Origin of the sequence: Streptomyces boninensis, from assembly GCF_048572725.1 — a bacterium.
GTDB lineage: Bacteria > Actinomycetota > Actinomycetes > Streptomycetales > Streptomycetaceae > Streptomyces > Streptomyces boninensis.
On record NZ_CP183837.1, the window covers coordinates 3,559,050 to 3,582,322 of the forward strand.

At 71.2% G+C, this 23,273-nt stretch carries 19 protein-coding genes and 1 pseudogene; 13 read left to right on the forward strand and 7 right to left on the reverse strand.

Annotation, left to right across the window (positions count from 1 at the left end; all coding sequences use genetic code 11):
• Positions 1-4 precede the first annotated feature (4 nt).
• Together ACNNMR_RS16075 and ACNNMR_RS16080 are read right to left on the reverse strand one after the other, a co-directional pair.
• Positions 5-481, reverse strand: coding sequence for a heme-degrading domain-containing protein (locus ACNNMR_RS16075; protein WP_419995295.1), 477 nt, complete (start codon positions 479-481; stop codon positions 5-7).
• Positions 478-1,593: a Gfo/Idh/MocA family oxidoreductase gene (locus tag ACNNMR_RS16080; RefSeq protein WP_419995296.1), complete on the reverse strand. Its 1,116-nt coding sequence runs from the start codon at positions 1,591-1,593 to the stop codon at positions 478-480. The genes ACNNMR_RS16075 and ACNNMR_RS16080 overlap by 4 nt, the downstream gene beginning before the upstream one ends.
• 57 nt (positions 1,594-1,650) lie before the next feature.
• Here ACNNMR_RS16080 and ACNNMR_RS16085 point away from each other — a divergent pair, with 57 nt between their 5' ends.
• The 9 genes and pseudogenes from ACNNMR_RS16085 (at position 1,651) to ACNNMR_RS16125 (ending at position 10,364) form a co-directional block, all read left to right on the forward strand.
• Positions 1,651-2,826 carry an ROK family transcriptional regulator gene (locus ACNNMR_RS16085; RefSeq protein ID WP_419995297.1) on the forward strand — a complete coding sequence of 392 codons (1,176 nt, stop codon included), beginning with the start codon at positions 1,651-1,653 and terminating at the stop codon, positions 2,824-2,826.
• 135 nt (positions 2,827-2,961) lie between these two features.
• The gene (locus ACNNMR_RS16090; RefSeq protein ID WP_419995298.1) at positions 2,962-3,762 is read left to right on the forward strand and encodes a hypothetical protein; all 801 of its coding nucleotides are present in this window, start codon (positions 2,962-2,964) and stop codon (positions 3,760-3,762) included.
• Positions 3,763-3,874: 112 nt separating this feature from the next.
• On the forward strand, positions 3,875-4,627 hold the full coding sequence (locus ACNNMR_RS16095; protein WP_419995299.1) for a GntR family transcriptional regulator: 753 nt from the start codon (positions 3,875-3,877) through the stop codon (positions 4,625-4,627).
• A 108-nt stretch (positions 4,628-4,735) separates the two neighbouring features.
• Positions 4,736-5,839 carry a TIGR03364 family FAD-dependent oxidoreductase gene (locus ACNNMR_RS16100; protein ID WP_419995300.1) on the forward strand — a complete coding sequence of 368 codons (1,104 nt, stop codon included), beginning with the start codon at positions 4,736-4,738 and terminating at the stop codon, positions 5,837-5,839.
• Positions 5,840-5,845: 6 nt separating this feature from the next.
• Positions 5,846-6,538, forward strand: a complete 693-nt coding sequence (locus ACNNMR_RS16105; protein ID WP_419995301.1) for a phosphonatase-like hydrolase — start codon at positions 5,846-5,848, stop codon at positions 6,536-6,538.
• Positions 6,535-7,619 (forward strand): annotated as a pseudogene (locus ACNNMR_RS16110) (ABC transporter ATP-binding protein). Before ACNNMR_RS16105 ends, ACNNMR_RS16110 begins: the two are co-directional and overlap by 4 nt.
• A gap of 22 nt (positions 7,620-7,641) precedes the next feature.
• Positions 7,642-8,499, forward strand: a complete 858-nt coding sequence (locus tag ACNNMR_RS16115) for a 2-aminoethylphosphonate ABC transporter permease subunit (protein ID WP_420000376.1) — start codon at positions 7,642-7,644, stop codon at positions 8,497-8,499.
• Positions 8,486-9,283 carry an ABC transporter permease gene (locus tag ACNNMR_RS16120; RefSeq protein ID WP_419995302.1) on the forward strand — a complete coding sequence of 266 codons (798 nt, stop codon included), beginning with the start codon at positions 8,486-8,488 and terminating at the stop codon, positions 9,281-9,283. Before ACNNMR_RS16115 ends, ACNNMR_RS16120 begins: the two co-directional genes overlap by 14 nt.
• Positions 9,284-9,311: 28 nt before the next feature.
• The gene (locus ACNNMR_RS16125; protein ID WP_419995303.1) at positions 9,312-10,364 is read left to right on the forward strand and encodes a 2-aminoethylphosphonate ABC transporter substrate-binding protein; all 1,053 of its coding nucleotides are present in this window, start codon (positions 9,312-9,314) and stop codon (positions 10,362-10,364) included.
• Between the two features lie 6 nt (positions 10,365-10,370).
• On the opposite strand, the gene ACNNMR_RS16130 is transcribed toward ACNNMR_RS16125, so the two are convergent.
• Positions 10,371-11,528 (reverse strand): serine hydrolase domain-containing protein, encoded by a 1,158-nt coding sequence (locus ACNNMR_RS16130; protein ID WP_419995304.1) that lies wholly within the window; start codon positions 11,526-11,528, stop codon positions 10,371-10,373.
• Positions 11,529-11,662: 134 nt separating this feature from the next.
• On the reverse strand, positions 11,663-12,442 hold the full coding sequence (locus tag ACNNMR_RS16135; RefSeq protein ID WP_419995305.1) for an HAD-IIA family hydrolase: 780 nt from the start codon (positions 12,440-12,442) through the stop codon (positions 11,663-11,665).
• A gap of 182 nt (positions 12,443-12,624) precedes the next feature.
• Between ACNNMR_RS16135 and ACNNMR_RS16140 the strand changes: the two genes are divergently transcribed.
• On the forward strand, positions 12,625-13,194 hold the full coding sequence (locus tag ACNNMR_RS16140) for a hypothetical protein (protein WP_419995306.1): 570 nt from the start codon (positions 12,625-12,627) through the stop codon (positions 13,192-13,194).
• The gene (locus ACNNMR_RS16145) at positions 13,184-13,834 is read left to right on the forward strand and encodes a class F sortase (RefSeq protein WP_419995307.1); all 651 of its coding nucleotides are present in this window, start codon (positions 13,184-13,186) and stop codon (positions 13,832-13,834) included. The genes ACNNMR_RS16140 and ACNNMR_RS16145 overlap by 11 nt, the downstream gene beginning before the upstream one ends.
• On the opposite strand, the gene ACNNMR_RS16150 is transcribed toward ACNNMR_RS16145, so the two are convergent.
• A complete protein-coding gene (locus tag ACNNMR_RS16150) occupies positions 13,783-14,112 on the reverse strand; it encodes an STAS domain-containing protein (RefSeq protein WP_419995308.1) in 330 nt (109 codons plus the stop codon). The genes ACNNMR_RS16145 and ACNNMR_RS16150 overlap by 52 nt on opposite strands.
• A gap of 204 nt (positions 14,113-14,316) precedes the next feature.
• On the opposite strand from ACNNMR_RS16150, the gene ACNNMR_RS16155 reads away from it, so the two are divergent.
• The gene (locus ACNNMR_RS16155; protein ID WP_420000377.1) at positions 14,317-15,330 is read left to right on the forward strand and encodes a glycoside hydrolase family 6 protein; all 1,014 of its coding nucleotides are present in this window, start codon (positions 14,317-14,319) and stop codon (positions 15,328-15,330) included.
• Positions 15,331-15,408: 78 nt separating this feature from the next.
• On the opposite strand, the gene ACNNMR_RS16160 is transcribed toward ACNNMR_RS16155, so the two are convergent.
• Positions 15,409-17,418, reverse strand: coding sequence for a galactose oxidase-like domain-containing protein (locus ACNNMR_RS16160; RefSeq protein WP_419995309.1), 2,010 nt, complete (start codon positions 17,416-17,418; stop codon positions 15,409-15,411).
• Entirely contained in the window at positions 17,418-19,253 is a 1,836-nt protein-coding gene (locus ACNNMR_RS16165) for a glycosyltransferase family 2 protein (protein WP_419995310.1), read from the reverse strand. Before ACNNMR_RS16165 ends, ACNNMR_RS16160 begins: the two co-directional genes overlap by 1 nt.
• A gap of 346 nt (positions 19,254-19,599) precedes the next feature.
• Here ACNNMR_RS16165 and ACNNMR_RS16170 point away from each other — a divergent pair, with 346 nt between their 5' ends.
• Positions 19,600-23,268 carry a S8 family serine peptidase gene (locus ACNNMR_RS16170; RefSeq protein WP_419995311.1) on the forward strand — a complete coding sequence of 1,223 codons (3,669 nt, stop codon included), beginning with the start codon at positions 19,600-19,602 and terminating at the stop codon, positions 23,266-23,268.
• Positions 23,269-23,273 lie beyond the last annotated feature (5 nt).

A 23,273-nucleotide genomic window follows, 5' to 3' on the forward strand; every position in this document is an offset into this window, starting at 1 on the left:
CCGCCTACCCGGCAGCGAGGAACTGCTCCAGGCCCACTACCACCAGCGCGTGATCCTCAGCCTGCGGGAGGCCGGAGACCCCGACCACACCCACAACCCCGACGTCGACCACCCGGAGCGGGAACGCTCCACCGTGCGCCGCATACCGGTCCGGGTCCAGGCGCGAGGACTCCTCGAAGGTGGTGCCCTTCGCCCGGAAGCGGGTGCCGACGAGATACGAGCTCGCCTGATAGCGCTCCACCACCCGGCGCTTGCGCGCCAGCCACTCGTCGTTGTCCGGCGTGGTGCCGGGCAACGCTCGGTGGAAGAGCTGCTGGCCGCCGCGGTGGATGTCCACCGTCACCGCGGCGCCGCGGTCGATGGCCAGGTCGGCGAGGAGGCAGCCGAGCTCCCAGGCGTCGTCGTTGTCGAAGCGGCGGAAGCGCAGCCGCTGCTCCTGGTCCCAGAGCTCGGCGATCAGCGCGTTGTCGGCATCGCTCATTCAGCAGACTCCTTGATCGTGACGGTACGGCCGGTGTCCGCCGACTCGCGGGCCGCCTCCAGCACCCGCAGCGCGGCCGCCGCCTCGCCGGCGGTCACCGGCGGCGCGCCGCCGTCGCGCAGGGCGGCGGCCACGGCGGCGTAAAACGCGGGATAGTCCCCGGGCTTGGTCGGCACGGGCTCGCCGCCGCCGGTCAGCGGCGACTCCCCCGCGCCCAGCCGGCCCCAGGCCGACTCGGGCTCCGCGCCCCACGGCTGGTCGATGCCCGGGCGCTTGCCCTCGCGCAGCGCGGCCTCCTGCGGGTCGAGGCCGTACTTCACGTAACCGGCGCGGCTGCCCAGCACCCGGAAGCGCGGGCCGAGCTGCGCGGTGGTGGCGCTGACGTACAGGTGCGAGCGGACGCCGCTCTGATGCGTCACGGCGATGAACGTGTCGTCGTCGACGGCCGCGCCGGGGCGGCGGATGTCGGCCTCCGCGTAGACGGAGACGGCCGGGCCGAAGAGCGTCAGCGCCTGGTCCACGACATGGCTGCCCAGGTCGTACAGCAGCCCGCCGATCTCCGCCGGGTCGCCGGACTCGCGCCAGCCGCCCTTCAGCTGCGGCCGCCAGCGCTCGAAGCGGGATTCAAATCGCTGCACATCGCCGAGGGCGCCCTCCTCGATCAGCGCCTGGAGGGTCAGGAAGTCGTTGTCCCAGCGCCGGTTCTGGAAGACGGACAGCAGCAGTCCGCGCTCGCGCGCGAGGGCGTCGAGCTCGTCGGCCTCCGCGGCGGTGGCGGCGAGGGGCTTGTCCACGACGACGGGCAGGCCTGCCTCGAGGGCGGCCTTGGCGAGGGGGACGTGGGTCTTGTTCGGCGACGCGATGACGATCAGGTCGAGCTCGTCGGCGCGGGCCAGGACCTCGTCGGGGGTGTCGGCCGTACGGAGCCCGTCGCCGAACTCGGCGCGGGCCTGGGCCTGCCGCTCCGGGTTGGACGTCGAGACCGTGTCCAGGGCGAGCCCTTCGGTGGCGGCGATGAGCGGCGCGTGGAAGACCGAGCCGGCCAGTCCGTAACCGAGCAGGCCGACGCGGAGGGGGCGGATGGCGCCCGGGGTGGTGGCTGTGCTGTCCATGCCTGCCACTTAAGCAACGCTGTTGCGAAAGCGCAAGCGGCGGGGGAAGGTGGGGGTGTGTTGGGCAATCTCCCGGCGTTGCGGCGCCACAATGACGCGCTGGTCCTGGGTCTGGTACGGGCCGCGGGCGCCGACGGCGTCAGCCGGGGCGAGCTGGCCGAGGCAGCGGGCCTCACCCCGCAGGCGGTCAGCAAGATCACGGGGCGGCTGGGGGCGGAGGGGCTGCTCGCGGAGGCGGGCCGCCGGACGTCGACCGGGGGGAAGCCGCGGACCGCGCTGCGCGTGGAGCCTTCGGCTCGGCATGCGGTGGGGCTGCATCTGGATCGGGATGAGCTGACCGCGGTGGTGGTGGACCTGACGGGGGCGGTGGTGGCCGAGCTGGGTGCGGGGGTCGGGCTCGGGGCCGGGGTGGATGTGGTGGTCGAGCGGGCCGCGGAGGTGGTGGGGGCGCTGGTGCGGAGCGCCCTGGCGGGCGGGCGAGCGGCCGAGGGTGCGGCGACCGGCAGCGCGGCCGCCGGGAGCGCGGGTGCCGGCAGCGCGGCCGCCAGGAGCGCGGGTGTCGGGAGGGCGGGGGTCGGGAGGGCCTGGCCCGACTCGCTCGTCGGGGTCGGTGTGGCCAGCCCCGGGCCGCTCGATCATGGCGCCGGGGTGCTGGGGCGGGTGACGGGGCTGCCGCCCTGGGACGGCTTTCCGCTGCGGCGGGTGTTCGCGGAGCGCCTGGTGGGGCTGCCGGTGGCGCTGGACAAGGACACCAATGCCGCGGCGCTCGCGCTGACCGGCACCGCGGGCGGCTCCTTTGCGTACCTGCACCTCGCCACCGGCCTCGGCGCCGGGCTCGTACTCGACGGTGACGTCTATCGCGGCCCGCGCACCGGCGCCGGGGAGTTCGGCCACCAGGTGGTGCAGCTCGACGGACCGCGCTGCGAGTGCGGGCGGCGCGGCTGCCTGGAGGCGGTCTGCCTGGCCGCCGTGGCGCGCGGCGACACGGCGGAGGCGGCGCGCGTGCTCGGCGTCGGGGCGGCGGGCCTGGTGCGGCTGCTCGACGTCGACCGGCTGCTGCTCGGCGGCCGTACGGTGCTGGGCGCGCCGGAGCCGTATCTCGCGGGCGTACGGGCCGAGCTCGGCGCCGCCGCCGTCGGCTGCGACCTCGCGCCCGGCGGCGGCCGGCTCGTCGCCGAGGGCGCCGCAGAGCTGGCGCTGGCACCGCTGTTCGGGCGCGCCGCGGCGAATTAGCAGCTCAGGCGGCCCGCGCAACCCACCATCGGAAAACCTGGGTATTGGGCCAAACGGGCGGAATGACGGCGCTTGTCGGGCGATCAATGCCGCGCCGCCGCCCCTCGCCCCCTGCCGCGTGCCAGGGTCGCCAGCATGCGCACCACCTGTGCCCTCGCCGTTTCCGCCGCCGCCGCGGCCGCGCTGTCCGGCGCGCCCGCGGATGCGGTGGCGGCGGACGCCGCGGGCTGCGGCGGGGCCGCCGGGCGGGACTTTCCCGTCGAGGCGCGGCTGAGCGGCTTTGGTACGGGATTCGCCGCCGGCGATCCGGCCAGGCCCGGGGTGCTCCAGCTCCGTAACACCGCCGACGTGCCCTGCCGGGCGGTGCACCCCGTGGCGGTGCTCACGGACCGGTCCGGGCGGCTCGCGCCCGCCGATATCCGGCTGCGGTTCTACGACGGCGACCGGTGGCGGGCGATCCCCTTCCGCAAGACCCGACTCGCCGAGAACGTCGGCGTCTTCGACGCCGCGGGCCCCGGGCTGCGGGTGGGCGCGGGCAAGACGGTGGACGTGCCGGTGCGCTTCGGCTTCGCCGCCGGCGCACCGACGGGCGGCGTGAAGGCCAGCGTCACGACGATGGCGCGCCGCGCGGGCGACGGCGACTGGGTGGGCCAGTCGAAAGAGATCGAACTTACGGTCCGGGAGCCGGGAGAGGCATCCGGAGCGGCACCGCGGGGGAAGGAAGAACGTAAGGAGCGCGAGGCGGCGGGCACCACGCGCGCCCCCGCGCCCGAGCCCGAAGAACAAGCGCCCGGGGGCAAAACCACCCCCCGGACACCCTCCGAACTCGCGAACTCGGGCTGGGGCGACCTGCTCCGGCCTGTCGGCACCGTCGGCGCCTTCCTCCTCGGCGGCGGTGCAATGGTGGTGGGATCTCGGCGCCTCCGCAGGCGCTGAACCAGCCGTTCCCGCCACACGCGATGATGCGGCATCCGTGCCGCCCGCTGCTTGCAGCAGCGGCGCGGATGCCGCTCTCGTGGCAGCTGCCCGGCCGGGCAGAATGATCCGTGTGACCACAGATCTCGATCCCGCAGCCGCCGTGCATGCCGGCATTCCCGAGCACGGCCGCGTTCCCAAGTACTACGCCGTCAAGGCCGGTCTGGCCGCCCTGATCGACGGGATGGACGAGGGCCGGCCGGTGCCCGCGGAGCGGGATATCGCCGCCGAGTACGGGGTGTCCCGCGACACCGTGCGGCAGGCGCTCCGGGATCTCGTACTGGAGGGCAGGCTGCGGCGGCAGGGTCGCGGGACCGTGGTGGCAGGACCCAAGCTGGAGCAGCCGCTGGCGCTCGCCAGCTATACGGAGGGGGTGCGGCGGCAGGGCCGTACGCCCGGGCGGACGCTCATCGCGCTGGACCGGCTCGCGTGCCCGCCGCGGCTCGCGCGCGACCTGGACATCCCGGTCGGGGAGCCGGTGTGGCATCTGGAGCGGGTGCTGCTCGCGGATGACGAGCGGGTGGGGCTGGAGTCCACGTACGTGGCCGTGGAGCGGATGCCGCGGCTGGACGCCGACTTCGACCCGGACTCGTCCTTCTACGAATACCTGCGCGACCGGCTCGGCATCGGCTTCGGGGACGCCGACGAGCGGCTGGAGACCGTGCTGGCCACGCCGCGGGAGGCGCTGCTGATCGGGACGCCGCCCGGGCTGCCGATGCTGCTCATCCACCGGTGGTCGCGGGATACGGAGGGGCGGCCGCTGGAGCGGGTGCGGTCGCTGTATCGGGGGGACCGGTTCAGCTTCACCGCGAAGCTGCGCGGATAGCTCAGGTCACGGGAAGATAACGGGTCCAGACCAGTCTTGCCGCTCTGTTAACCCGCCCGTCGCCATGCGTCCCTGCGCCGTCCACCGGCCGCCCCGATCGTCTGGGGCATGCGAGTCATAGTCGTAGGAGCCGGCGTGGTGGGAACCATGCACGCCTGGCAGGCCATTGAGCGCGGCCACGAGGTCGTTCAGATCGAGCGGGAGGCCGCCGCGCGCGGCGCCTCCGTCCGCAACTTCGGCCTGGTGTGGGTCAGCGGCCGCTCGAGCGGCGTCGAGCTGCGGAGCGCGCTGCGCGCCCGGGAGTTGTGGGAGGAGATCGGCGACCGGGTGCCGGAACTCGGCTTCCGCGCCTGCGGCTCCCTCACCGCCATCACCAGCGAGGCCGAGCTGGCCGTCGCCAGGAGCGCCCTCCAGCTGCCCGACGCCGCCGCCCGCGGCTTCAAGCTGCTCGGCCCCGCCGAGGCCCGCGAGGTCAACCCGGCGCTGCGCGGCGAGGCGCTGCTCGGCGCGCTGTGGTGCGAGCGGGACGCGGTCGTGGAGACCAGGACCGCGCAGCGGGTGCTGCAGGCGAGGCTGCGCGAGCACCCGTCGTACACGCTGCTGACCGGGCGCGAGGTGCGGGAGGTCGTGGGCGAGCGGGCGGTACGGGACGACCACGGGGACGTGCACCGGGGCAATGCGGTCGTGCTGTGCACGGGTGCCTGGCTGGGCGGTCTGGTGCGGGAGTTGGCGCCGGGGCTGCCCGTACGCCGGGTGCGGCTGCAGATGATGCAGACCGACCCGCTGGACGAGCCGCTGACCACGGCGGTGGCGGACGGCGACAGCTTCCGCTACTACCCGGCGTACGACGAGAGCCCGCTGGGCCCGCAGCCGCCGGTCGCCGCCGAGCACAAGATGCAGCTGCTGATGGTGCAGCACGCCGGGGGGCTGACCATCGGCGACACCCACGAGTACGCGGCGCCCTTTGCCTTCGACGTCGTCGAGGACCCGTACGAGCACCTCGCCGAAGTCGCGGGGAAGATCCTCGGCCGGCCGCTGCCGAGGATCCGGCGGCGCTGGGCGGGCGTGTACGCGCAGTGCACCGACAGCGGCGAGCTCGTGCACCGCGAGCAGGTGCGCGAGGGCGTGTGGCTGGTCACCGGGCCCGGCGGCCGCGGCATGACCTGCTCCCCCGAGATAGCCGAGACCACCGCTGAACACCTGGGCTGGTGAACACCCATGACCACACCTGACATCAAGCTGATCGTGCTGGATATGGCCGGCACCACCGTCGCCGACGACGGCCTGGTCGAGCAGGCCTTCGCCGCCGCGGCCGAACGCCTCGGCGTCGAGCCGGGCAGCGACGACCACGCGAAGAAACTCGACTACGTGCGCCGCACGATGGGCGAGTCGAAGATCACCGTGTTCCGGGCGCTGTTCGGCGACGAGGACCGGGCACAGCTCGCCAACTCGGCCTTCGAGGCGGCGTACGGGGAGCTCGTCGGCGGCGGCGCGCTGGCGCCGATCACGGGCGCCCGTGAGGCCGTGGAGAAGCTGCGTGCGGACGGCCGCGCGGTGGTGCTCACCACCGGCTTCGCCCGCGTCACGCAGGACGCCATCCTCGACGCGCTCGGCTGGCACGGCCTCGCCGACCTGACGCTGTGTCCGGCGGACGCCGGGCGCGGGCGGCCGTATCCGGACATGGTGCTGGCGGCGCTGCTGCGGACCGGTGCCGCGGACGATGTGCGCGAGATCGCAGTCGTCGGCGACACGGCGTACGACATGCTCACTGGGCTGCGCGCCGGGGCGAGCGTGCGGGCCGGAGTGCTGACCGGGGCGCATGGTGCGGATGCACTGCGGGAGGCCGGGGCCACGGATGTGCTCGGCTCGGTGGCGGAGCTGCCGGGGCTGCTGGCGAGGGCGGCGGTATGAGCGCCGTGGCGACGGTGGGCGCGGGCGTTGTGGCGCGGGCGAGCGGGATCCGCTTCGACGGGGTGAGTGTGGCGTACGGGAGACCGTCGTCCTCGACTCCCTCGATCTGACGGTGGAGCCGGGCGAGGTCATGGCGCTGCTGGGGCCTTCGGGGTCCGGGAAGACGACGGCGCTGCGAGCCGTGGCCGGGTTCGTGCAGCCCGCGTCAGGGCGGGTGTTCATCGGCGAGCGCGATGTGACCGAGCTGCCGCCGTATCGGCGGGGCGTCGGGATGGTGGTGCAGCAGTACGCGCTCTTCCCGCACATGAAGGTCGCCGACAATGTCGCCTTCGGGCTGAAGGCACAGAAGGTGCCGCGCGGCGAGATCGGGGGGCGGGTCGCCGAGGCGCTGCGGATGACCGGCATGGATGCGTATGCCGGGCGCTATCCACGGGAGTTGTCCGGCGGGCAGCAGCAGCGGGTAGCGATCGCGCGGGCGCTGGCGATCCAGCCCGATGTGCTGCTGCTCGACGAGCCGCTGTCGGCGCTGGACGCGCAGCTGCGCGCCGGGATGCTGGCCGAGCTGGCGCGGCTGCACCGGGAGCTGCCGGACCTGTCGATCCTTTACGTAACCCATGACCAGGTCGAGGCGCTGACGCTGGCCGACCGGATCGCGGTGATGGACAAGGCGCGGCTGCGCGACTGCGGGACGCCGCAGGAGCTTTACCGGCGGCCGGCCACGGAGTTCACGGCGTCGTTCGTGGGCAACGCGAATCTGCTGCGCGTGGCGGTGGCAGATGGCGCGGTGTCACTGGACGGGGTCCGGCTGGAGGTCGGCGGCGAGGCCGCGGGGGCCGAGGGGGTGTTGTGCGTACGGCCGCACCTGGTCGGCCTCGGCGACGGCCCGAACGCGCTGCGCGGCAAGGTCACAGGGCTCCAATGGCGCGGCTCCTCCCACCGGATCACGGCGGCGGTGGCGGGCCAGGAGCTCACGGCGGAGGTGCGCGAGCTGCGCACGCCGCCGGGGCTGGGCGACGAGGTGACGCTGCACTTCGCGGCCGAGGACGCACACCTGCTGCCGCAGGGGGCGGCTCGTGGCTGACGCAACCGCTCACGAGACCCGGATACCGCTGTCGACGGCCAGGAAGAGCCGCCCGCCCCGCCGACCCCGGCAATGGCTCTGGGCCCTGCCGCCCGTAGCCCTCCTGGGCCTGGTCTTCCTCTATCCGCTCGCCCTCGTCGTGCAGCAGAGCTTCACCACCGACATGGGTGAGACCTCGGCCGAGCCGTACTCCGAGGTCTTCGCCTCGACGGCCTTCCGGGAGGCGCTCGGGACCACCGTCTGGCTCGCGATCGGCTCGACGATCGGCTGCCTCGTCCTCGGGTTCGTACTGGCGACCATCGTCGCCTTCGTGCCCTTCCCCGGCAGCCGCGCCATCGCCAAATTCATCGACGTCTTCCTCTCCTTCCCGTCCTTCCTCATCACCCTCGCCCTGCTCTTCATCTACGGCACCGTGGGCATGGCCAACGGGATCTGGACGGATACGACCGGCGCCGCCTCCGGCCCCATCGACTTCCTCACCACCCCCTGGGGCGTGCTCCTCGCCGAGGTCACCTTCTTCACGCCCTTCGTGATGCGCCCGCTCCTGGCCGCCTTCTCCCAACTGGACACCGCCCAGCTGGAGGTGGCGTCCTCCCTCGGCGCCCGCCCGCTCCGCATCGTCCGGCAGATCATCCTCCCCGAGGCGCTCCCCGCCCTCGGCGCCGGCGGCGCCCTCGTCCTCGTCATGACGCTGAACGAATTCGGCATCGTGCTCTTCACCGGCGCCAAGGACGTCACGACCCTCCCGATGCTCGTCTACTCCAAGGCGATCCTCGAGTCCGACTACACCGCCGCCTGCGTCGTCGCGGTCGTCAACATCGCGATCTCCGTGGGCCTTTACTCCCTCTACCGGGTGGTGAGCCGCCGTGCTGGTGCATAGCCGCAAGGGCCGCTGGTCGGCCTGGGCCGTCTTCCTGGCCCTCTTCCTCCCGCTGTTCGCGCTGCCGCTGCTGGTGATCCTGGTCGCGTCCTTCTCCACGAACTGGTCGGGCGCGTTCCCGTCCGGCATCACCACCGGACACTACGAGAAGGCGGTACGCGGCGCCTCGCTGCAGGCGCTCACCACCAGCCTCCTGACCGCCGCCGCCGCGAGCCTCCTCGCGCTGGCCGCGGGCGGCTGGGCGGCCCTCGCCGCCAACTCGCTCCGCACCAGGGGCAGGCGCGTCCTCGACGCGCTCTTCATGCTCCCGGTCGCCGTCCCCTCCGTAGTCGTCGGCCTCGCGGTCCTCGTCGCCTTCAGCAAGCCGCCGATGCTGCTGAACGGGACCCGCTGGATCGTGATCATCGCCCACACCATCCTGGTCACCGCCTTCGCCTACCAGTCGGTCTCGGCCGCGGTGAAGCGCCTCGACCCGGCGTACGAGCAGGCGGCGGCATCGCTCGGCGCCCGCCCGGCGTACGTGCTGTGGAAGGTCAAGCTCCCGCTGCTGCTGCCGTCGTTGAACGCCGCCGCAGGCCTGTGCTTCGCCCTCTCCATGGGCGAGCTCAGCGCCACGATCATGCTCTATCCGCCCGACTGGCTGCCGCTGCCGGTCTCGATCTACACGGCCACCGACCGGGGCTCCCTCTTCACCGGCTCCGCGCTCGCCGTGGTCCTGATGGGCACGACGCTGCTGGTGCTGCTCGGCCTGTCCCGTATCCGAACCAAGGCCACTTACCGCTGACGCCCGACTCCTGAAGGAAGCACCCCTCATGCGCAAGCAGATACTCCTCTCGACCGGCCTCGCCGCCGCCCTCGGCCTCACCGCCTCCGCCTGCAGCGGCTCGTCCGCCGCCGAGGACCCCAAGTCCGTCACCGTCTACAGCGCCGACGGGCTGAAGGGCGAGGCCGGCGACGGCTGGTACGACAAGGTCTTCAAGGACTTCGAGAAGAAGACCGGCATCAAGGTCAAGTACGTGGAGGGCGGCTCCGGCGAGATGGTGCAGCGCGCCGTCCGGGAGAAGTCCAACACGCAGGCCGACGTCCTCGTCACCCTCCCGCCGTTCATCCAGCAGGCCGACGCGAAGGGCCTGATCCAGAAGTACGAGCCCAAGGACGCCGCCAAGGTCGATGCCGACAGCAAGGACCCGGACGGCAAGTGGGTCTCCATCGTCAACAACTACTTCGGCTTCATCTACAACAAGAAGGAGCTGAAGCAGGCTCCGAAGACCTGGGACGAGCTGCTGAGCTCCAAGTACAAGGGCAAGCTGCAGTATTCGACCCCCGGCGTGGCCGGGGACGGCACCGCGATGGTCATCAAGGCGATGCACGACATGGGCGGCAAGGACGCGGCCATGGACTACTTCAAGAAGCTGCAGCCGAACAACGTCGGCCCGTCCTCCTCCACTTCGAAGCTGGCCCCCAAGACCGACAAGGGCGAGCTCCTGGTCGCCAACGGGGACGTCCAGATGAACATGGCCCAGTCCAAGGACATGCCCAACCTGGGCATCTGGTTCCCCCAGGGCAAGGACGCCAAGCCCACCAGCTTCGCCCTCCCGTACGCGGCCGGCCTGGTCAAGGGCGCCCCGCAGTCGGCGAACGGCAAGAAGCTGATCGACTTCATGCTGGGCGAGCAGGCCCAGCAGGAGGTCAGCTCGGTCGGCGGCGGCTTCTCCTCCCGTACGGACATCAAGGCGACGGACGCTACCGCCAAGAAGCTGGCGGACACGATGCAGGGCGTCGAGATCTTCCAGCCCGACTGGGCGGACATCTCGGAAAACCTCGACTCCTACATCGACTCGTGGAAGGAGGCGACGGGCAGCTGACGGCCGCTACTTCACCGCCGCCATGACGATCCGCTCCGCGACCGGGTTCATCGACTCGCCTTTTGCATCGGTCGAGTTGACGGAGTACACCACGGTCCGGGACAGATCGCGGGTGGCGGCGATCGCCGCCTGGTAGCCGTAGCGGGACCCGGTCTTGCCCCAGTAGGCCTTGCCTCCGAGCTCAAAGCGCTGCAGGCCCGCGCTCATGGTGACGTCGCCCTCCTCGACCTTGGGCAGCGTGAACATCTCGCGCAGCTGCGGCTCCGGCACGATCCGGCCCTGGAAGAGGGCGGTGAGCAGCCGCTCCAGGTCCGCGGTGGTGGAGATCATGTCGCCCGCCGCCTGGCGGTCGGCATGGTTCCACTCGGTGACGTCGAGGAGCCGAGTGGAGCCGTCGGCGGCGCGCACCGCCTGGTAGCCGCGGTTGTGCGGGCCGTGGATGCGGGGGTCGGTGCCGGGGAACGAGGTGTGACGCATGCCCGCGGGGCGCAGCACGAGCCGGGTGGCCTGCCGCGCGTAGGAGTCTCCGGTGACCTTCTCTACAAGCAGACCCAGCACGGTGTAGTTGATGTTCAGATACTGCTGCCTGGCCCCCGGGGCGAACGCCGGGCCCTTGGCCACGGCCCCCGCCACCACCTCTCTGGGAGTCATGGTGTCGTAGCGGTGCGCGTACAGCTCCTCGAAGGTGTCCCCGAGGCTCGCGCCCGGCTGGATGCCGCTGGTGTGGTTGAGCAGCTGCCGTACGGTGATGGGGGCGAAGTCGCCGGACAGCAGCCCCGGCAGGTAGTGCTGCACCGGCGTGTCCAGGTCCACCCGGCCCGCGGCTGCGAGCTTCAGGACCAGCGCCGCCGTCACCACCTTGGTCGTCGACCCGGCCCGGAAACGCGCCTGCGGGTCCGCGTCCCGGCCGCTGCTGAGGTCGTGCACGCCCGCGCTGCCGCGCCATCTCCCGTCGCTGCCGCCCACCCGTACCAGCGCCGCCGTCGCGTCCGCGTCCGGCAGCCCGGCGATCGCCGCGCGCAGCGCCTGTGCGTCAGGGCCCGAGGCGGTACGGGCGGCCGCCGCGGCCGGGGGAGCGTCGGCGAGCGCGGGGGCGGTCAGCGGCGCGGCGGTGAGGCCGAGTACGAGGGCGGCGGCGACGGCTATGGGGGTACGCGCGGGCATCAGGGGCTCCAGGAAGTGTCGGTGATCGGTGATCTCGACACATCCTGGAACGGCCGCCGTTGACCCGTAACGTCGCCAAGTCGGAGTCGCATCCCCGAGATTGCGTGGGTCAGCCCCCTAGGGGCCGAACTGCCTCACACCAGGTCGACCAGGTCCGCGATCGAGTCCACGACCTTCGTCGGGCGGTACGGGTAGCGGTCGATGTCGCCCTTGGCGGTGAGGCCGGTGAGGACCAGGAAGGTCTCCATGCCCGCCTCCAGGCCGGCCAGGACGTCCGTGTCCATACGGTCGCCGATCATGGCGGAGGTCTCCGAGTGGGCGCCGATGACGTTCAGGCCCGTCCGCATCATCAGCGGGTTCGGCTTCCCGACGAAGTACGGCTCCTTGCCCGTGGCCTTGGTGATCAGCGCGGCGACCGAGCCCGTCGCGGGCAGGGCGCCCTCCGGGGAGGGGCCGGTGTTGTCCGGGTTGGTGCAGATGAAGCGGGAGCCGTCATTGATCAGACGGATCGCCTTCGTCAGGGCCTCGAAGGAGTACGTGCGGGTCTCCCCCAGGATCACGAAGTCCGGGGCCTGGTCCGTGAGCACATAGCCCGCGTCGTGCAGGGCCGTGGTCAGCCCGGCCTCGCCGATGACGTACGCCGTCCCGCCGGGGTGCTGGTTGTCCAGGAACTTCGCGGTCGCCAGGGCCGAGGTCCAGATGTTCTCCACCGGCACCTCGAGACCGATGCGGTTCAGGCGGGCGTGCAGGTCGCGGGCCGTGTAGATCGAATTGTTCGTAAGCACCAGGAAGGGCTTCCCGGAGTCCCGCAGCTTCTTGATGAACTCATCCGCCCCCGGCACGGGCACCCCCTCGTGCATCAGCACGCCGTCCATGTCGGTCAGCCAGGACTCGATGGGCTTGCGCTCTGTCATGGGCGGGGGCTCCTGCCGTACACGGGGGACTCGTATGCGTGGGACGCGACCATGCTAAGCGCGCCCCCGCGCGCCCCGCCCCCTGGGCGTACTCGACCGCTCGGGTGGGCGGCGACCCGTTCGGAGCAGTCGGGGGCGGGCTGCGGGTGCGGGGTCCCGGCGGGCGTGAATGGCTTGGGTGCATGCGCCGCGCCCATGTGTTCGTACTCGTCCTGCTGATGCTCGGGCTGACCACCTCGTGCGTCAGCGCGTACGCGGCCGGATACGTCACCGTGATGCCGTACTCGGCGGAGCCCGGCGACGAGGTGGAGGTCAGCACGTACGCCTGCCGCGGGGAGCGGGCCTCCGGCTACTCCGACGCCTTCGTCGCCCCGGTCCGGCTCGAGGCCGACCACACCGTGCGGGAGCTGCAGGGCACCGCCCGGATCCGGGAGGGCATCCAGCCGCGCGAGTACCGGGTGCGGGTGCGCTGCGACGACGACCAGACGGTGGCGCTGGGGACCGTGGAGGTGCGCCGCGGCTGGGACGGCGGCGGCAAGCGGCACCACGGCGGCTACGAGCGGCCGTACTCCCCCGTGCGCGCGGGCGGCGGCGGCACCGCGGACGTCACGGTCGCCCAGAGCCCGGCCGAGCGGCTGGCGGACGCGCTGCCGGTCGCGGGGGCCGGTGTCGCGGCGCTGACCCTCGCGGGAATCGCGCTGCACCGGCGTCGGCGCAAGGCGGCCGCCGTCAGGAGCGACCATGGCCGCTGACCGTATCCGGACCCGGACGATCTCCACCGCCGCCTGGGCCGTCCTCCTGCTCTGCCTGTGGCTGTGGAGCCGCGGGCTCGGCGAGGAGGCGCAGGACGATGCCGCCTCGCAGGGCGGCTTCACCGCCGCGCAGGTCCTCGACGGGCCCGCGCCCAAGGCCGCGAAGCCGCTCAATCCCGCCGGGCCGCAGGGCCTGGAGGTGAAGTCCATCGGCGTCGAGGCGGTCGTCTCCAAGCGGGGCCTCGACAAGAACGGGGCGGTCGACCCGCCGCCGTTCGGCAGCGCCAACGAGGTCGGCTGGTACCGCGGCGGTGTCACCCCGGGCGCGGCCGGCGCCGCGATCATGGTCGGGCACGTCGACACCCGCTCCAAGCCCGCGGTCTTCTACCGACTGCACGACATCCGCCCCGGCGAGAAGCTCAGGGTGAACCGGGCGGACGGCACCGCCGCGGTCTTCACCGTGGAGCGGGTGGAGACCTTCGACAAGGAGAGCTTCAACGCCGACAAGGTGTACGGGCCGCACAAGAAGGGCCGCGCCGAGCTGCGGCTGATCACCTGCGGCGGCGAATACCAGCCGCTGGAGAAGGCCTACACCGGGAACCTGGTCGTCTCCGCATATCTGACCGGCACCTCGCCGTAAATATCGAACTCGACATCGAGCCGGGTCAGCCGCAGCGTCCGCAGCAGCCGCGGGCAGTCGCACAGCAGACACACCCGGCCGCCGCGGGCGCGCGCCCGCCGCTGGGCCCGTACCAGCGGCGCCAGACCGGTGCAGTCGGCGAAGGTGACGGCACGCAGGTCGACGAGCAGTTCGGAACCGTCGGCGGGCGTGAGGGCGTCCAATTCGGTACCGATGCGGTCGCAAGTGGCGGCGTCGAGCTCACCGCTGAGCGCGACGACGGCGCGGGTTCCGGTCATGGGATGTCTTCGGGGGTCGGCGGGTCGGGGCAACCCGTCGATCGTAGGGCGCCGCACCGACAGGTGTGACAGTTCACGGAAGTGCTTGACAAGCTGGGGCACTTAGCGCTAAGGGCACACCGCCCCGACCTGGAGGCCCTGGTCGGACACCCGCCGGAGTATGCCAGCATGGGGAGTCCTGGAATGTCGTCCAAGGGGGAGTGGATGTACGGCAAGTACGCCAGCCGTACGGCTCTGACCGCCGTGTCCGTCGTGTTGTCGCTGGGTGTGCTGACAGCCTGCTCGGACTCCGGTGAGCCGGACCAACCCGATAAAGACGGGGGGATCAAGAGCCGGTCGAACGCGCCGTACTGGGTCAACCCGCAGGGAAACGCGGCCAAGCAGGTCGCCGAGTACCGCAAGGAGAACAAGGACAGCGAAGCGAAGCTCATCGAGCGCATCGCAGGTCAGCCGGTCGCCGAGTGGGTCGGCACCGAGGACCCGGAGGGCGAGACGCGCGGCTTCACCGAGGCGGCGCAGAAGGACGGGCGGGGCGCACTGCTCGTGCTGTACAACCTCCCGCACCGCGATTGCGGCCAGTACTCGAAGGGCGGCGCCGCGGACGGCAACGCCTACCGGGGCTGGCTCGACGGCGTCATCAAGGGCATCGGCAAGCGCAAGGCCACGGTCATCGTGGAGCCCGACTCCCTCCCCCACCTGCTGCAGGAGGGCTGCACCCCGCAGCAGTTCCACGAGGAGCGTTACGCGCTGCTCAAGGAGGCCGTGCAGAAGCTCAAGCAGCTGCCGAAGACCAAGGTCTACCTGGACGCGGGCAACCCGGGCTTCACGCAGGACCCGGGCGCGCTGGTGCAGCCGCTGCAGCGGGCCGGCATCGACCAGGCCGACGGCTTCTCGCTGAACGTGTCGAACTTCATCACGACGGAGGACAACACGACGTACGGCAAGAAGCTCTCCGCCATGGTGGGCAACAAGCCGTTCGTCATCGACACCAGCCGCAATGGCAATGGCCCGCCCGGCGGGCAGGGCGAGGACGCCTGGTGCAATCCCGCGGGCCGGGCCCTGGGCGAGCCGCCGACGACGAAGACCGGCGACCCGCTGGTGGATGCCTATCTGTGGGTCAAGCGGCCCGGAGAGTCCGACGGGACCTGCCACGGCGGGCCGAAGGCCGGGCAGTGGTGGCCCGAGTACGCGCTGGGGCTGGCCAAGAACGCGAAGTAGCCTCGCCGGTTCCACGAAGCCGCCCCCGGTCCCGCGCAGTGCGCGGGACCGGGGGCGGCTTCGTGAGCGGGGATGGCCCTAGGGCGCCGGGAGGATTCCCGTGCCCGTCGCCGGCGCCTGGACGTCCTCGGCCGTCGCCGACTTCGGGACCTCGACCCACACCGACTCGGACGGGGTGCCGTCCTTGTCGACCACGCTCAGCATGTACCAGCCGGGAGTGACCAGCGACGGGTCCTTCGGCATGGTGACCGTGATGCCGTCCTCAGTGCGCTTGAAGTCGAGCGCGATCGACCGCTGCTCGACGTCCGTCACGTGCGTGAACGCACCCGGGCGCATCAGCCGCGCCTTCGCGATCTTCGACGGCTTCGACGTCTTGTACGTCGCCGTGCCGCCCAGCTTCAGCTGCTCCGGGGCGCCCGCCGTGCTGATCGTCGGCCGCTTGCCGTTGAAGAGGTACGGCGGCGAGTAGATGTCGATCTGCTGCTGGAACTTGCCCGGCTTGGTGTTCGCCTTGTCGCTGTAGAGCGAGTCGGAGCCGAAGGTCATCACCCTGCCGTCGGGCAGCAGCAGCCCGCCGGAGTGGTAGTTGCGGCCGACCAGCGGGTCCGCGGCCGGCTTGGCCTCGTTGGCCTTCGGGTCGTAGATCTCCGACTTGAGTACGTTGCTGTCGCTGCGGCCGCGGTAGTCGCCGGAGCCGTTGGTGGTCAGCACCGTGTCGTCGGGGAGGATGACGCTGCTCGGGTAGCGGGCCTTCTCGTACAGGTCCGGGCCCTTGGTGAAGCGCGGCTTGTCGGCCTTGAGGTCCAGCAGGCGGCGGTCCGCCGTGGCCTTCTCGGACTCGCCGACCCCGCCGCCGCCGAGGACCATGTACTTCTGGTCCTGCGCGGGCGGCAGCAGCACGGACATCGATGTCTCGAGGGCGTTGGCGTCCGTCATGCCGGGGATCTTGGTGAACTCGTTGCTCTTCAGGTCCCACAGGCCCGGCACCCGGCCCTTGTCGGCGGGGCCGTAGCCGGCGTTGGAGCCGGAGTAGAAGATCTTGTTCTGGCCGGCCAGGAAGAGCGACGGATAGGTCGGGAAGAACCGGGTCTTGGGCAGGTACTTCCACTTCTTGGTGGCCGGGTTGTAGATCTCGTTCTTGCCCGGGACCACCTGGCCGATCTCATCGAGGCCGGAGACCGAGAGCACCTTGCCGTCCTGCAGCGAGGTCAGCGTGGGGTACCAGCGGGCCTCGTTCATCGGGTCGACGCGGATGTAGCGCTCGGCCTCGGGGTCGAACTCGAAGGAGTCCTTGATGCCCTGGAAGTCCTTCTTGTCGAAGGACAGCTTCTGGGCGATGCCGTACGTGTTGCGGGCGTCGGCGCCCTGGAGGCCGGAGATCTTGTAGTTGTCCTCGGTGCCGGTCTCGTACTTCGTGCCGCGCTTGAGCGCCTCGACGTATACGCGGCCGGTGGAGGCGGTGACGGTGACCTTGCCGGTGGCCGGGTCGACCTTCTTCTTGGCCCGGGGGATGTTGAGGCTCTCGTGGGCCTCGAAGGTCTTGCCGTTCTTCTTGCCGGTGAACTTCGTGCCGGCCTTCAGCGTGATCGGCTTGTCCGGGTTCTCGTTGTTGACGATCATCAGGCCGCCGGCCTTCTTCACGTCGCCCTTGAGCTTCTCGTAGCGCTGGGTGCCGCCCGCGACCAGCAGCTTGCCGTCGGGCAGCTGGGTGTGGCCGGAGCAGAACAGGTCCACAGGTGTGGAGATGTTCTTGAAGGTGTTCTTCGCCGGGTCCCACAGGACCGTACGGAAGGACTTCGCGTCGAAGTTCTTGGCGTTGTTGCCGGAGCCCGCGACGAGGAGCACCTTGCCGGTGTGCAGCAGGGCGGCGTGGATCGTGTTGATCTTGTACTGGTCCGGGACGTCGACGGCCTCCCAGAAGCCCTTGTCCGCCTTGTATTCGGGCCGGTTGATGGACCAGGTGTGGTACTTGTCCGTGCCGAAGCGGTAGAGCCACGGTGCGTTGAAGGCACCCACCACTATGATCACCGTCGCACCGACCGCGAGGCGGCGGGTGCGACGGGAGGGACCCTTGAACTTGCGGGTCATTACTCAGTTCCCCCAGAGACTTGCAGGGCGGCTTTTCTTTTCTTTTTGTCGTTTCTCACCGTGTAGCGCCAGCCGATGATCGGCGCCGCGGTGATCAGCAGGGCCAGTGCGGCCCAGGTGAGCATCGCCGGGTGGTCGTGGCCCAGATAGAAGGACCCGAAGAGCGAGCTCGCGAAGATCAGAATGAAGAACAGATGCACCCGGAAGGTGCCGAAGAGCGTGTCCGGACTGGACGAGTCGCCCTTGGGCGTGACCACGAACTTCGACTTCCGGCGCAGCACCGCGTCCATCAGCGAGCGCGCGTAGATGGGGGCCGAGAGGGCCGACATCAGCATGCCCGCCAGGCCGCCGGAGCCCTCCGGCTCGTGCGGTGAGACGTTGTGCCGCCGGTTCCAGATGTAGAGGCCGATCTGCAGCGCCGAGGCGTTGCCGTAGAGCATCAGCCACACGACGGGGTCGATGTTCACACCCGAGGCGCCCATGCCCAGGAAGAGGGCGCAGGAGAGCGCGGCGAGAATCCAGTTCAGCGCCGAGATCGGGTAGAAGATGATCATCATCGTGTAGTTGAACAGCTTGCCGAAGGGCAGCGTGAACCAGCCCTTCCAGTACTGCTTGAGGATCGTCTCGTACGTGCCCCGGGACCAGCGCAGCTGCTGGGTGAAGAAGTCGGTCCAGGAGTTCGGGCCCTCGCCGACGGCGAGCACGTCCGGGGTGTAGACCGACTTCCACTTCTTGCCGGTGGCGTGGTTCTTGGCGCGGTGCATCTCGAAGCCGGTGGCCATGTCCTCCGTGATGGAGTCGTACAGGCCGCCGATCTGCTTGAGCGCCTTGATCCGGACCGCGTTGGACGTGCCGACGAACATCGGCGCGCCGTAGGCGTTCCCGGCGCGCTGGATCAGCGCGTGGAAGAGGAACTGCTGCGACTCGGCCGCCTTTGTGACGAACGTGTCGTAGTTGCCGTACACCTGCGGACCGATGACAAACCCGACGTCCGGGTCCCGGAAGAAGCCGAGCATCCGCTCCAGGTAGTTGGGCAGCGGCACATGGTCGGTGTCGACGGACGCGAAGTAGTCGTAGTCGTCGCCGTGCGCCTGCAGCCAGGCGTTGTAGTTGCCGTGCTTGGTCTTGGCGCGGTGCGGGCCCTTCTTCTGGTTCCACTGCGCGACGCCCTTGCGGGAGAAGTGGTGCACGCCCAGGCGCGCGCAGACCTCCTTCACCGCCGGGTCGTCGCCCTCGTCGAGGAGCCAGATGTGCAGCAGACCGCGGTGGCGGATGCGGACCGCCGCCTCCAGGGTCTTCGTCACCATCTCCAGGGGCTCTTTGCCCGGTACGAAGGAGGTGAGGAAGGCGACCCGGGTGCCGGTCTCGGGCACCACCGGGACCGGGTCCCTGGCCACCAGCGTGGCATGCGCGTTGGAGGTCACGTTGAGCGTACGGAACAGCTCGATGAGGCCGATCGCGACCAGCATGACGATGTCGAGCTTGACGACGAGGTCGGAGACCCCGGCGTCGCGCTCGGTCCAGTGCGTCGGCTGCAGCAGCCACACCAGCAGGCCGAGCGAGACCAGCGGCGCGGCGCCGAGCAGCAGCGCGGCGCGCACCCGGTGCGGCTCGTCCGCGAGCAGGCTGCGGTAGCGGACCTTGTACGGCTGGTGCGGATCGGGTTGAGTGAGCGGTCCGGCGAGCCGGCTGTAGTGCTCGTAGTCGTACCGCGGCGGCGGGCCCTTCTTCCGCCGGCGCGGTCCACGGTGCGAGGGTCCGCTGCGCGCGCCGGGCACGCGCAGGCGAGTCGTCGTGGCCGGGTCATAGGGCCGGGCGCCAGTAGGCGTGGTCATCTTCCTTCCCCCCGCACGCTCCCACGTGCCTCAGGTCTTCGCGCCCGCCACGGACGGTTCCCATCCACCACACGCGGGCACGGCAGCTCTTGTCCGCCACCCTTATCGACTCCAGGGGGCGGCTGTCGGTTGCATAGATTCCCAGCCCGGGTGCGTCTGATTCCGTGATCGCCGACACTCGATCTACCGACTGTTCAGCGTCGTTGACACCCCGTCATGATCGCAATCCGATCACCCAAGCGAAGGATCAACCGAACATACGCCTACCGGGCGGGTTTTCGCCATGGCGGGAAACCGCCCGTCCACGGGGTGCCACTGGGGCGGATGTTGTTCGAACATCGTGAGCATGACATCCACAACTCGGCCACTATCCCTGGTCGTTGCCTTCACATCCGCGCTCGCGCTGGGCGGCGGGCTGCTGACCCCGGCAGGCGCCGCGGCGACGGACCCCGGGAACGTATCCGGCAAGTCCGGAAAGATCCCCGAGCGTACCGTGACGCTGATCACCGGCGATGTGGTGCACTTCACGGACCTGCCGGGCGACCGGGACGTGGTCACCGTGGACCGGCCGAGGGGCGCGACCGGCGGGGTGCATGTGCAGAGCGATGGCTCGCATACGTACGTCATTCCGCAGGAGGCGCAGGGGTTGCTGGCCCAGAACCGCCTCGACAGGCGGCTGTTCGATGTCACGACGCTCCTCCGGATGGGTTACGGCGACGCCCGCACGACGTCGCTCCCCGTAATCGCGACCGCGGGGCGCACTGCAGCGAAGACCCGCGCGGCGGCACCGGCCGCACCCCGGGGCAGCAAGGCGGTCCGCACGCTGGAGTCGATCTCGGCGACCGCGCTGAAGGTCGACAAGGACCGCGGCCGGACCTTCTTCAAGGACCTCAAGGACCGCGAAGGCATCGGCAAGGTCTGGCTCGACGGCCGGGTCAAGGTGAACCTCAAGGACTCGGTGCCGCAGATCGGCGCCCCGCAGGCCTGGGCGAAGGGCTACGACGGCAAGGGCAGCAAGGTCGCCGTCCTCGATACGGGCGTGGACGCCACCCACCCGGACCTGAAGGACCGGATAGCGGGCTCCAAGTCCTTCGTCCCCGGCGAGGAGGTCACCGACAAGCACGGCCACGGCACGCATGTCGCCTCCACCGTCGGCGGCACAGGGGCCGCGTCCGACGGCGCGTACAAGGGGGTGGCGCCGCAGGCGGAGCTGCTGATCGGCAAGGTGCTCGGCAACGACGGCTACGGCGAGGACTCCTGGATCATCGAGGCGATGGAGTGGGCGAAGGCTGAGAAAGCCGACGTGGTCTCCATGAGCCTCGGCAGCGCGCCCGACGACGGCGGCGACCCGATGTCCCAGGCGGTGAACTCCCTCTCCGCGAATGGCGGCCCGCTCTTCGTCATCGCGGCCGGCAACTCCTACGGCGAGGGCACCGTCTCCGCGCCCGGCTCGGCGGCGGCCGCGCTCACGGTGGCCGCGGTCGACAAGTCCGACGGCCGCGCCGACTTCTCCAGCCAGGGCCCGCTCACCGGCTCGTACGGGCTGAAGCCGGACATCTCCGCGCCCGGCGTCGCCATCACCGCGGCCGCCTCGCAGGCGCAGCCGAACCCGCCCGGCATGTACGAGGCGATGGACGGCACCTCGATGGCCACCCCGCATGTGGCCGGCGCCGCCGCGATCCTCAAGCAGCGGCACCCCGACTGGGACGGCCAGCGGATCAAGAACGCGCTGATGTCATCGTCCAAGGCGCTCCCGGACCACGCCCCGTACTCGATGGGCTCCGGCCGGGTCGACGTGGCCGCGGCCGTGGACGCCACCGTCACCGCGACCGGCTCGGTCGAGGCGGGCGTCTTCAAGTGGCCGCACGAGAGCGGCGAGACCGCCGAGCGCACCATCACATACCGCAATGACGGCGACGCCGAGGCCGAGCTGACGCTCGCCTCCTCCTCCCCCGCCGCGAAGCTCGCCGCGGACTCCGTCACCGTCCCGGCGGGCGGCACCGCCGAGGTGCAGGTCGCCCTCGACCCGGCCGCGCTGCAGCCCGGCGAGAAGGTCTCGGGTCTGGTCACCGCGAAGTCAGGGGACGCGACCGTGGCGCACACCGCCTTCGGCGTCTATAAGGAGGCCGAGCGCTACGACGTAACACTGCGGCTCACGGACCGCTCGGGGAAGCCGGCCGACGGGCGGGCGTTCCTGATGCGCGAGGGCACCCAGGGCCCGGACATCATCGACATCACCGGCGGCAGCGAGACCCTGCGGCTGCCCAAGGGCGACTACCTCGCCTACTGGTGGCCCGACCTGCCCGGCTCCACGCCGGACTCGCTCTCGACCGGGCTCGTCATCAACCCGTCCGTGTCCGTCACCGCCGACACCACCGTCCAGCTCGACGCCCGCAAGCTGCGCAAGGTCAGCACCGGCGTCGACAAGCCGGCCGAGGAGCGGCAGCGGCGGGCGGACTTCAGCCGGGAGTTCGCGGACGGCAGCAGCTGGCGCGAGGCGTTCATCATGCCGGTGAAGTACGACGAAATGTGGGTCACGCCGACCAAGAAGCCGGCCCGCGGCAGCTTCGACTACCTGACCCGCTGGCGGCTCGGCGAGCCCGGCGTGCGGGTGACGACGGGCGGCCGGGACCTACCCGTACTGCCGCAGATCGGCGGCACCATCACCGACGGCCGTACGACGCCGCGCACCGTCGACGCGGGCAAGGGCGCCCCCGCCGACTACGAGGGCCTGGACGCGCGCGGCAAAGCGGTGGTGGTCCACCGCAGCGACGACGTCTCCCCGCAGGCGCGGGCGCAGGCGGCGGTGGCCGCGGGCGCGGCCATGCTGATCGTGGCGCACGACGACCGCGGCCGGCTGATGGAGAGCTACGAGCAGGACGACGGCACCGCCCAGCCGCTCCCCATCGTCTCGGTCATGCGGGACGACGCGGCGCGGCTGGCCGGGAAGCGGCTCACGGTCGCCCAGAAGCGCTTCGCCGGCTACGTCTACGACCTGGTCGACGAGCACAACGGCGCCATCCCCGACCGCTCCCTGGCCTACCGCCCCGACCACGACGACCTGGCCCGTATCAACGCCCGCTACTTCGGCGCCACCAAGTCGCTGGGCGCGGGCTACCGCTACGACCTGCCCAAGTGGGGTCACGGCGTCGGCTTCAGGGAGTACGAGTCCTACCCGGGCCCGCGCACCGAATACGTCACCCCGAAGCTCGACGGCGCCGGCTCCTGGTACGAGAACCACGCCTACGACCGCGACAACAACGGCGACGAGGACTGGGAGCAGCGTGCGCCCCTGGAGGAGTACGCGGCCGACCGCACCTACGCCCGCGACTGGTTCCACCCCATCGCCCACCCGCGCTTCGGCACCGGCTACATCGGCACCGTCCGCGACCGCGGCGGCATCCAGGTCAACGTCCCCATGTGGACGGACGGCGGCACGGGCCGCGCGGGCGCGATGCCGCAGGGCGAGTACGACAACGGCACCATCGCGCTCTACCAGGGCGACACCCTGGTCAAGCAGCAGCGCGGCCGCGCCCTCTGGGCCGACCTGCCGGCGGAGCCCAAGCCGTACCGGGTGGTGGCCTCCGCCTCCCGCGACGCCAAGACCTGGAAGACCTCGACAAAGGTGCGCACGGAGTTCGGCTTCGTCTACGAGCCGCTGCCGGAGGACGTCTTCCAGGAGGACCTGCGGCTGCTGAACCCGGACTTCGGGGTCCGTACGGACCTGGCGGGCGACGTCCAGGCGGGCCGCCGCACCGAGATCACCTTCTCGGCGGCCACCCAGGACTGGCTCCCGGACCGGGTCGCGGCCACGAAGGCGAAGCTGGAGGTGTCGTACGACGCCGGGAAGACCTGGACGGCGGCCACGCTGCGGCCGGACGGGGCCGGGCGGTGGCGGGCCGTACTGAACCTGCCGGACGACGCGGCCCGCACCGTCTCGCTGCGGGCCGCGGCCGAGGCGCCCGGCGGCTATACGGTCGCGCAGGAGATCACGGACGCCTTCGGCCTCAAATAGCCGGG

Coding starts and splice junctions, on each gene's coding strand:
- ACNNMR_RS16075 (WP_419995295.1), bottom strand. CDS start 481: ATGAGCGATGCCGACAACGCGCTGATCGCCGAGCTCTGGGACCAGGAG.
- ACNNMR_RS16080 (WP_419995296.1), bottom strand. CDS start 1,593: ATGGACAGCACAGCCACCACCCCGGGCGCCATCCGCCCCCTCCGCGTC.
- ACNNMR_RS16090 (WP_419995298.1), top strand. CDS start 2,962: ATGCGCACCACCTGTGCCCTCGCCGTTTCCGCCGCCGCCGCGGCCGCG.
- ACNNMR_RS16100 (WP_419995300.1), top strand. CDS start 4,736: ATGCGAGTCATAGTCGTAGGAGCCGGCGTGGTGGGAACCATGCACGCC.
- ACNNMR_RS16105 (WP_419995301.1), top strand. CDS start 5,846: ATGACCACACCTGACATCAAGCTGATCGTGCTGGATATGGCCGGCACC.
- ACNNMR_RS16125 (WP_419995303.1), top strand. CDS start 9,312: ATGCGCAAGCAGATACTCCTCTCGACCGGCCTCGCCGCCGCCCTCGGC.
- ACNNMR_RS16130 (WP_419995304.1), bottom strand. CDS start 11,528: ATGCCCGCGCGTACCCCCATAGCCGTCGCCGCCGCCCTCGTACTCGGC.
- ACNNMR_RS16135 (WP_419995305.1), bottom strand. CDS start 12,442: ATGACAGAGCGCAAGCCCATCGAGTCCTGGCTGACCGACATGGACGGC.
- ACNNMR_RS16140 (WP_419995306.1), top strand. CDS start 12,625: ATGCGCCGCGCCCATGTGTTCGTACTCGTCCTGCTGATGCTCGGGCTG.
- ACNNMR_RS16145 (WP_419995307.1), top strand. CDS start 13,184: ATGGCCGCTGACCGTATCCGGACCCGGACGATCTCCACCGCCGCCTGG.
- ACNNMR_RS16150 (WP_419995308.1), bottom strand. CDS start 14,112: ATGACCGGAACCCGCGCCGTCGTCGCGCTCAGCGGTGAGCTCGACGCC.
- ACNNMR_RS16155 (WP_420000377.1), top strand. CDS start 14,317: ATGTACGGCAAGTACGCCAGCCGTACGGCTCTGACCGCCGTGTCCGTC.
- ACNNMR_RS16160 (WP_419995309.1), bottom strand. CDS start 17,418: ATGACCCGCAAGTTCAAGGGTCCCTCCCGTCGCACCCGCCGCCTCGCG.
- ACNNMR_RS16165 (WP_419995310.1), bottom strand. CDS start 19,253: ATGACCACGCCTACTGGCGCCCGGCCCTATGACCCGGCCACGACGACT.
- ACNNMR_RS16170 (WP_419995311.1), top strand. CDS start 19,600: ATGACATCCACAACTCGGCCACTATCCCTGGTCGTTGCCTTCACATCC.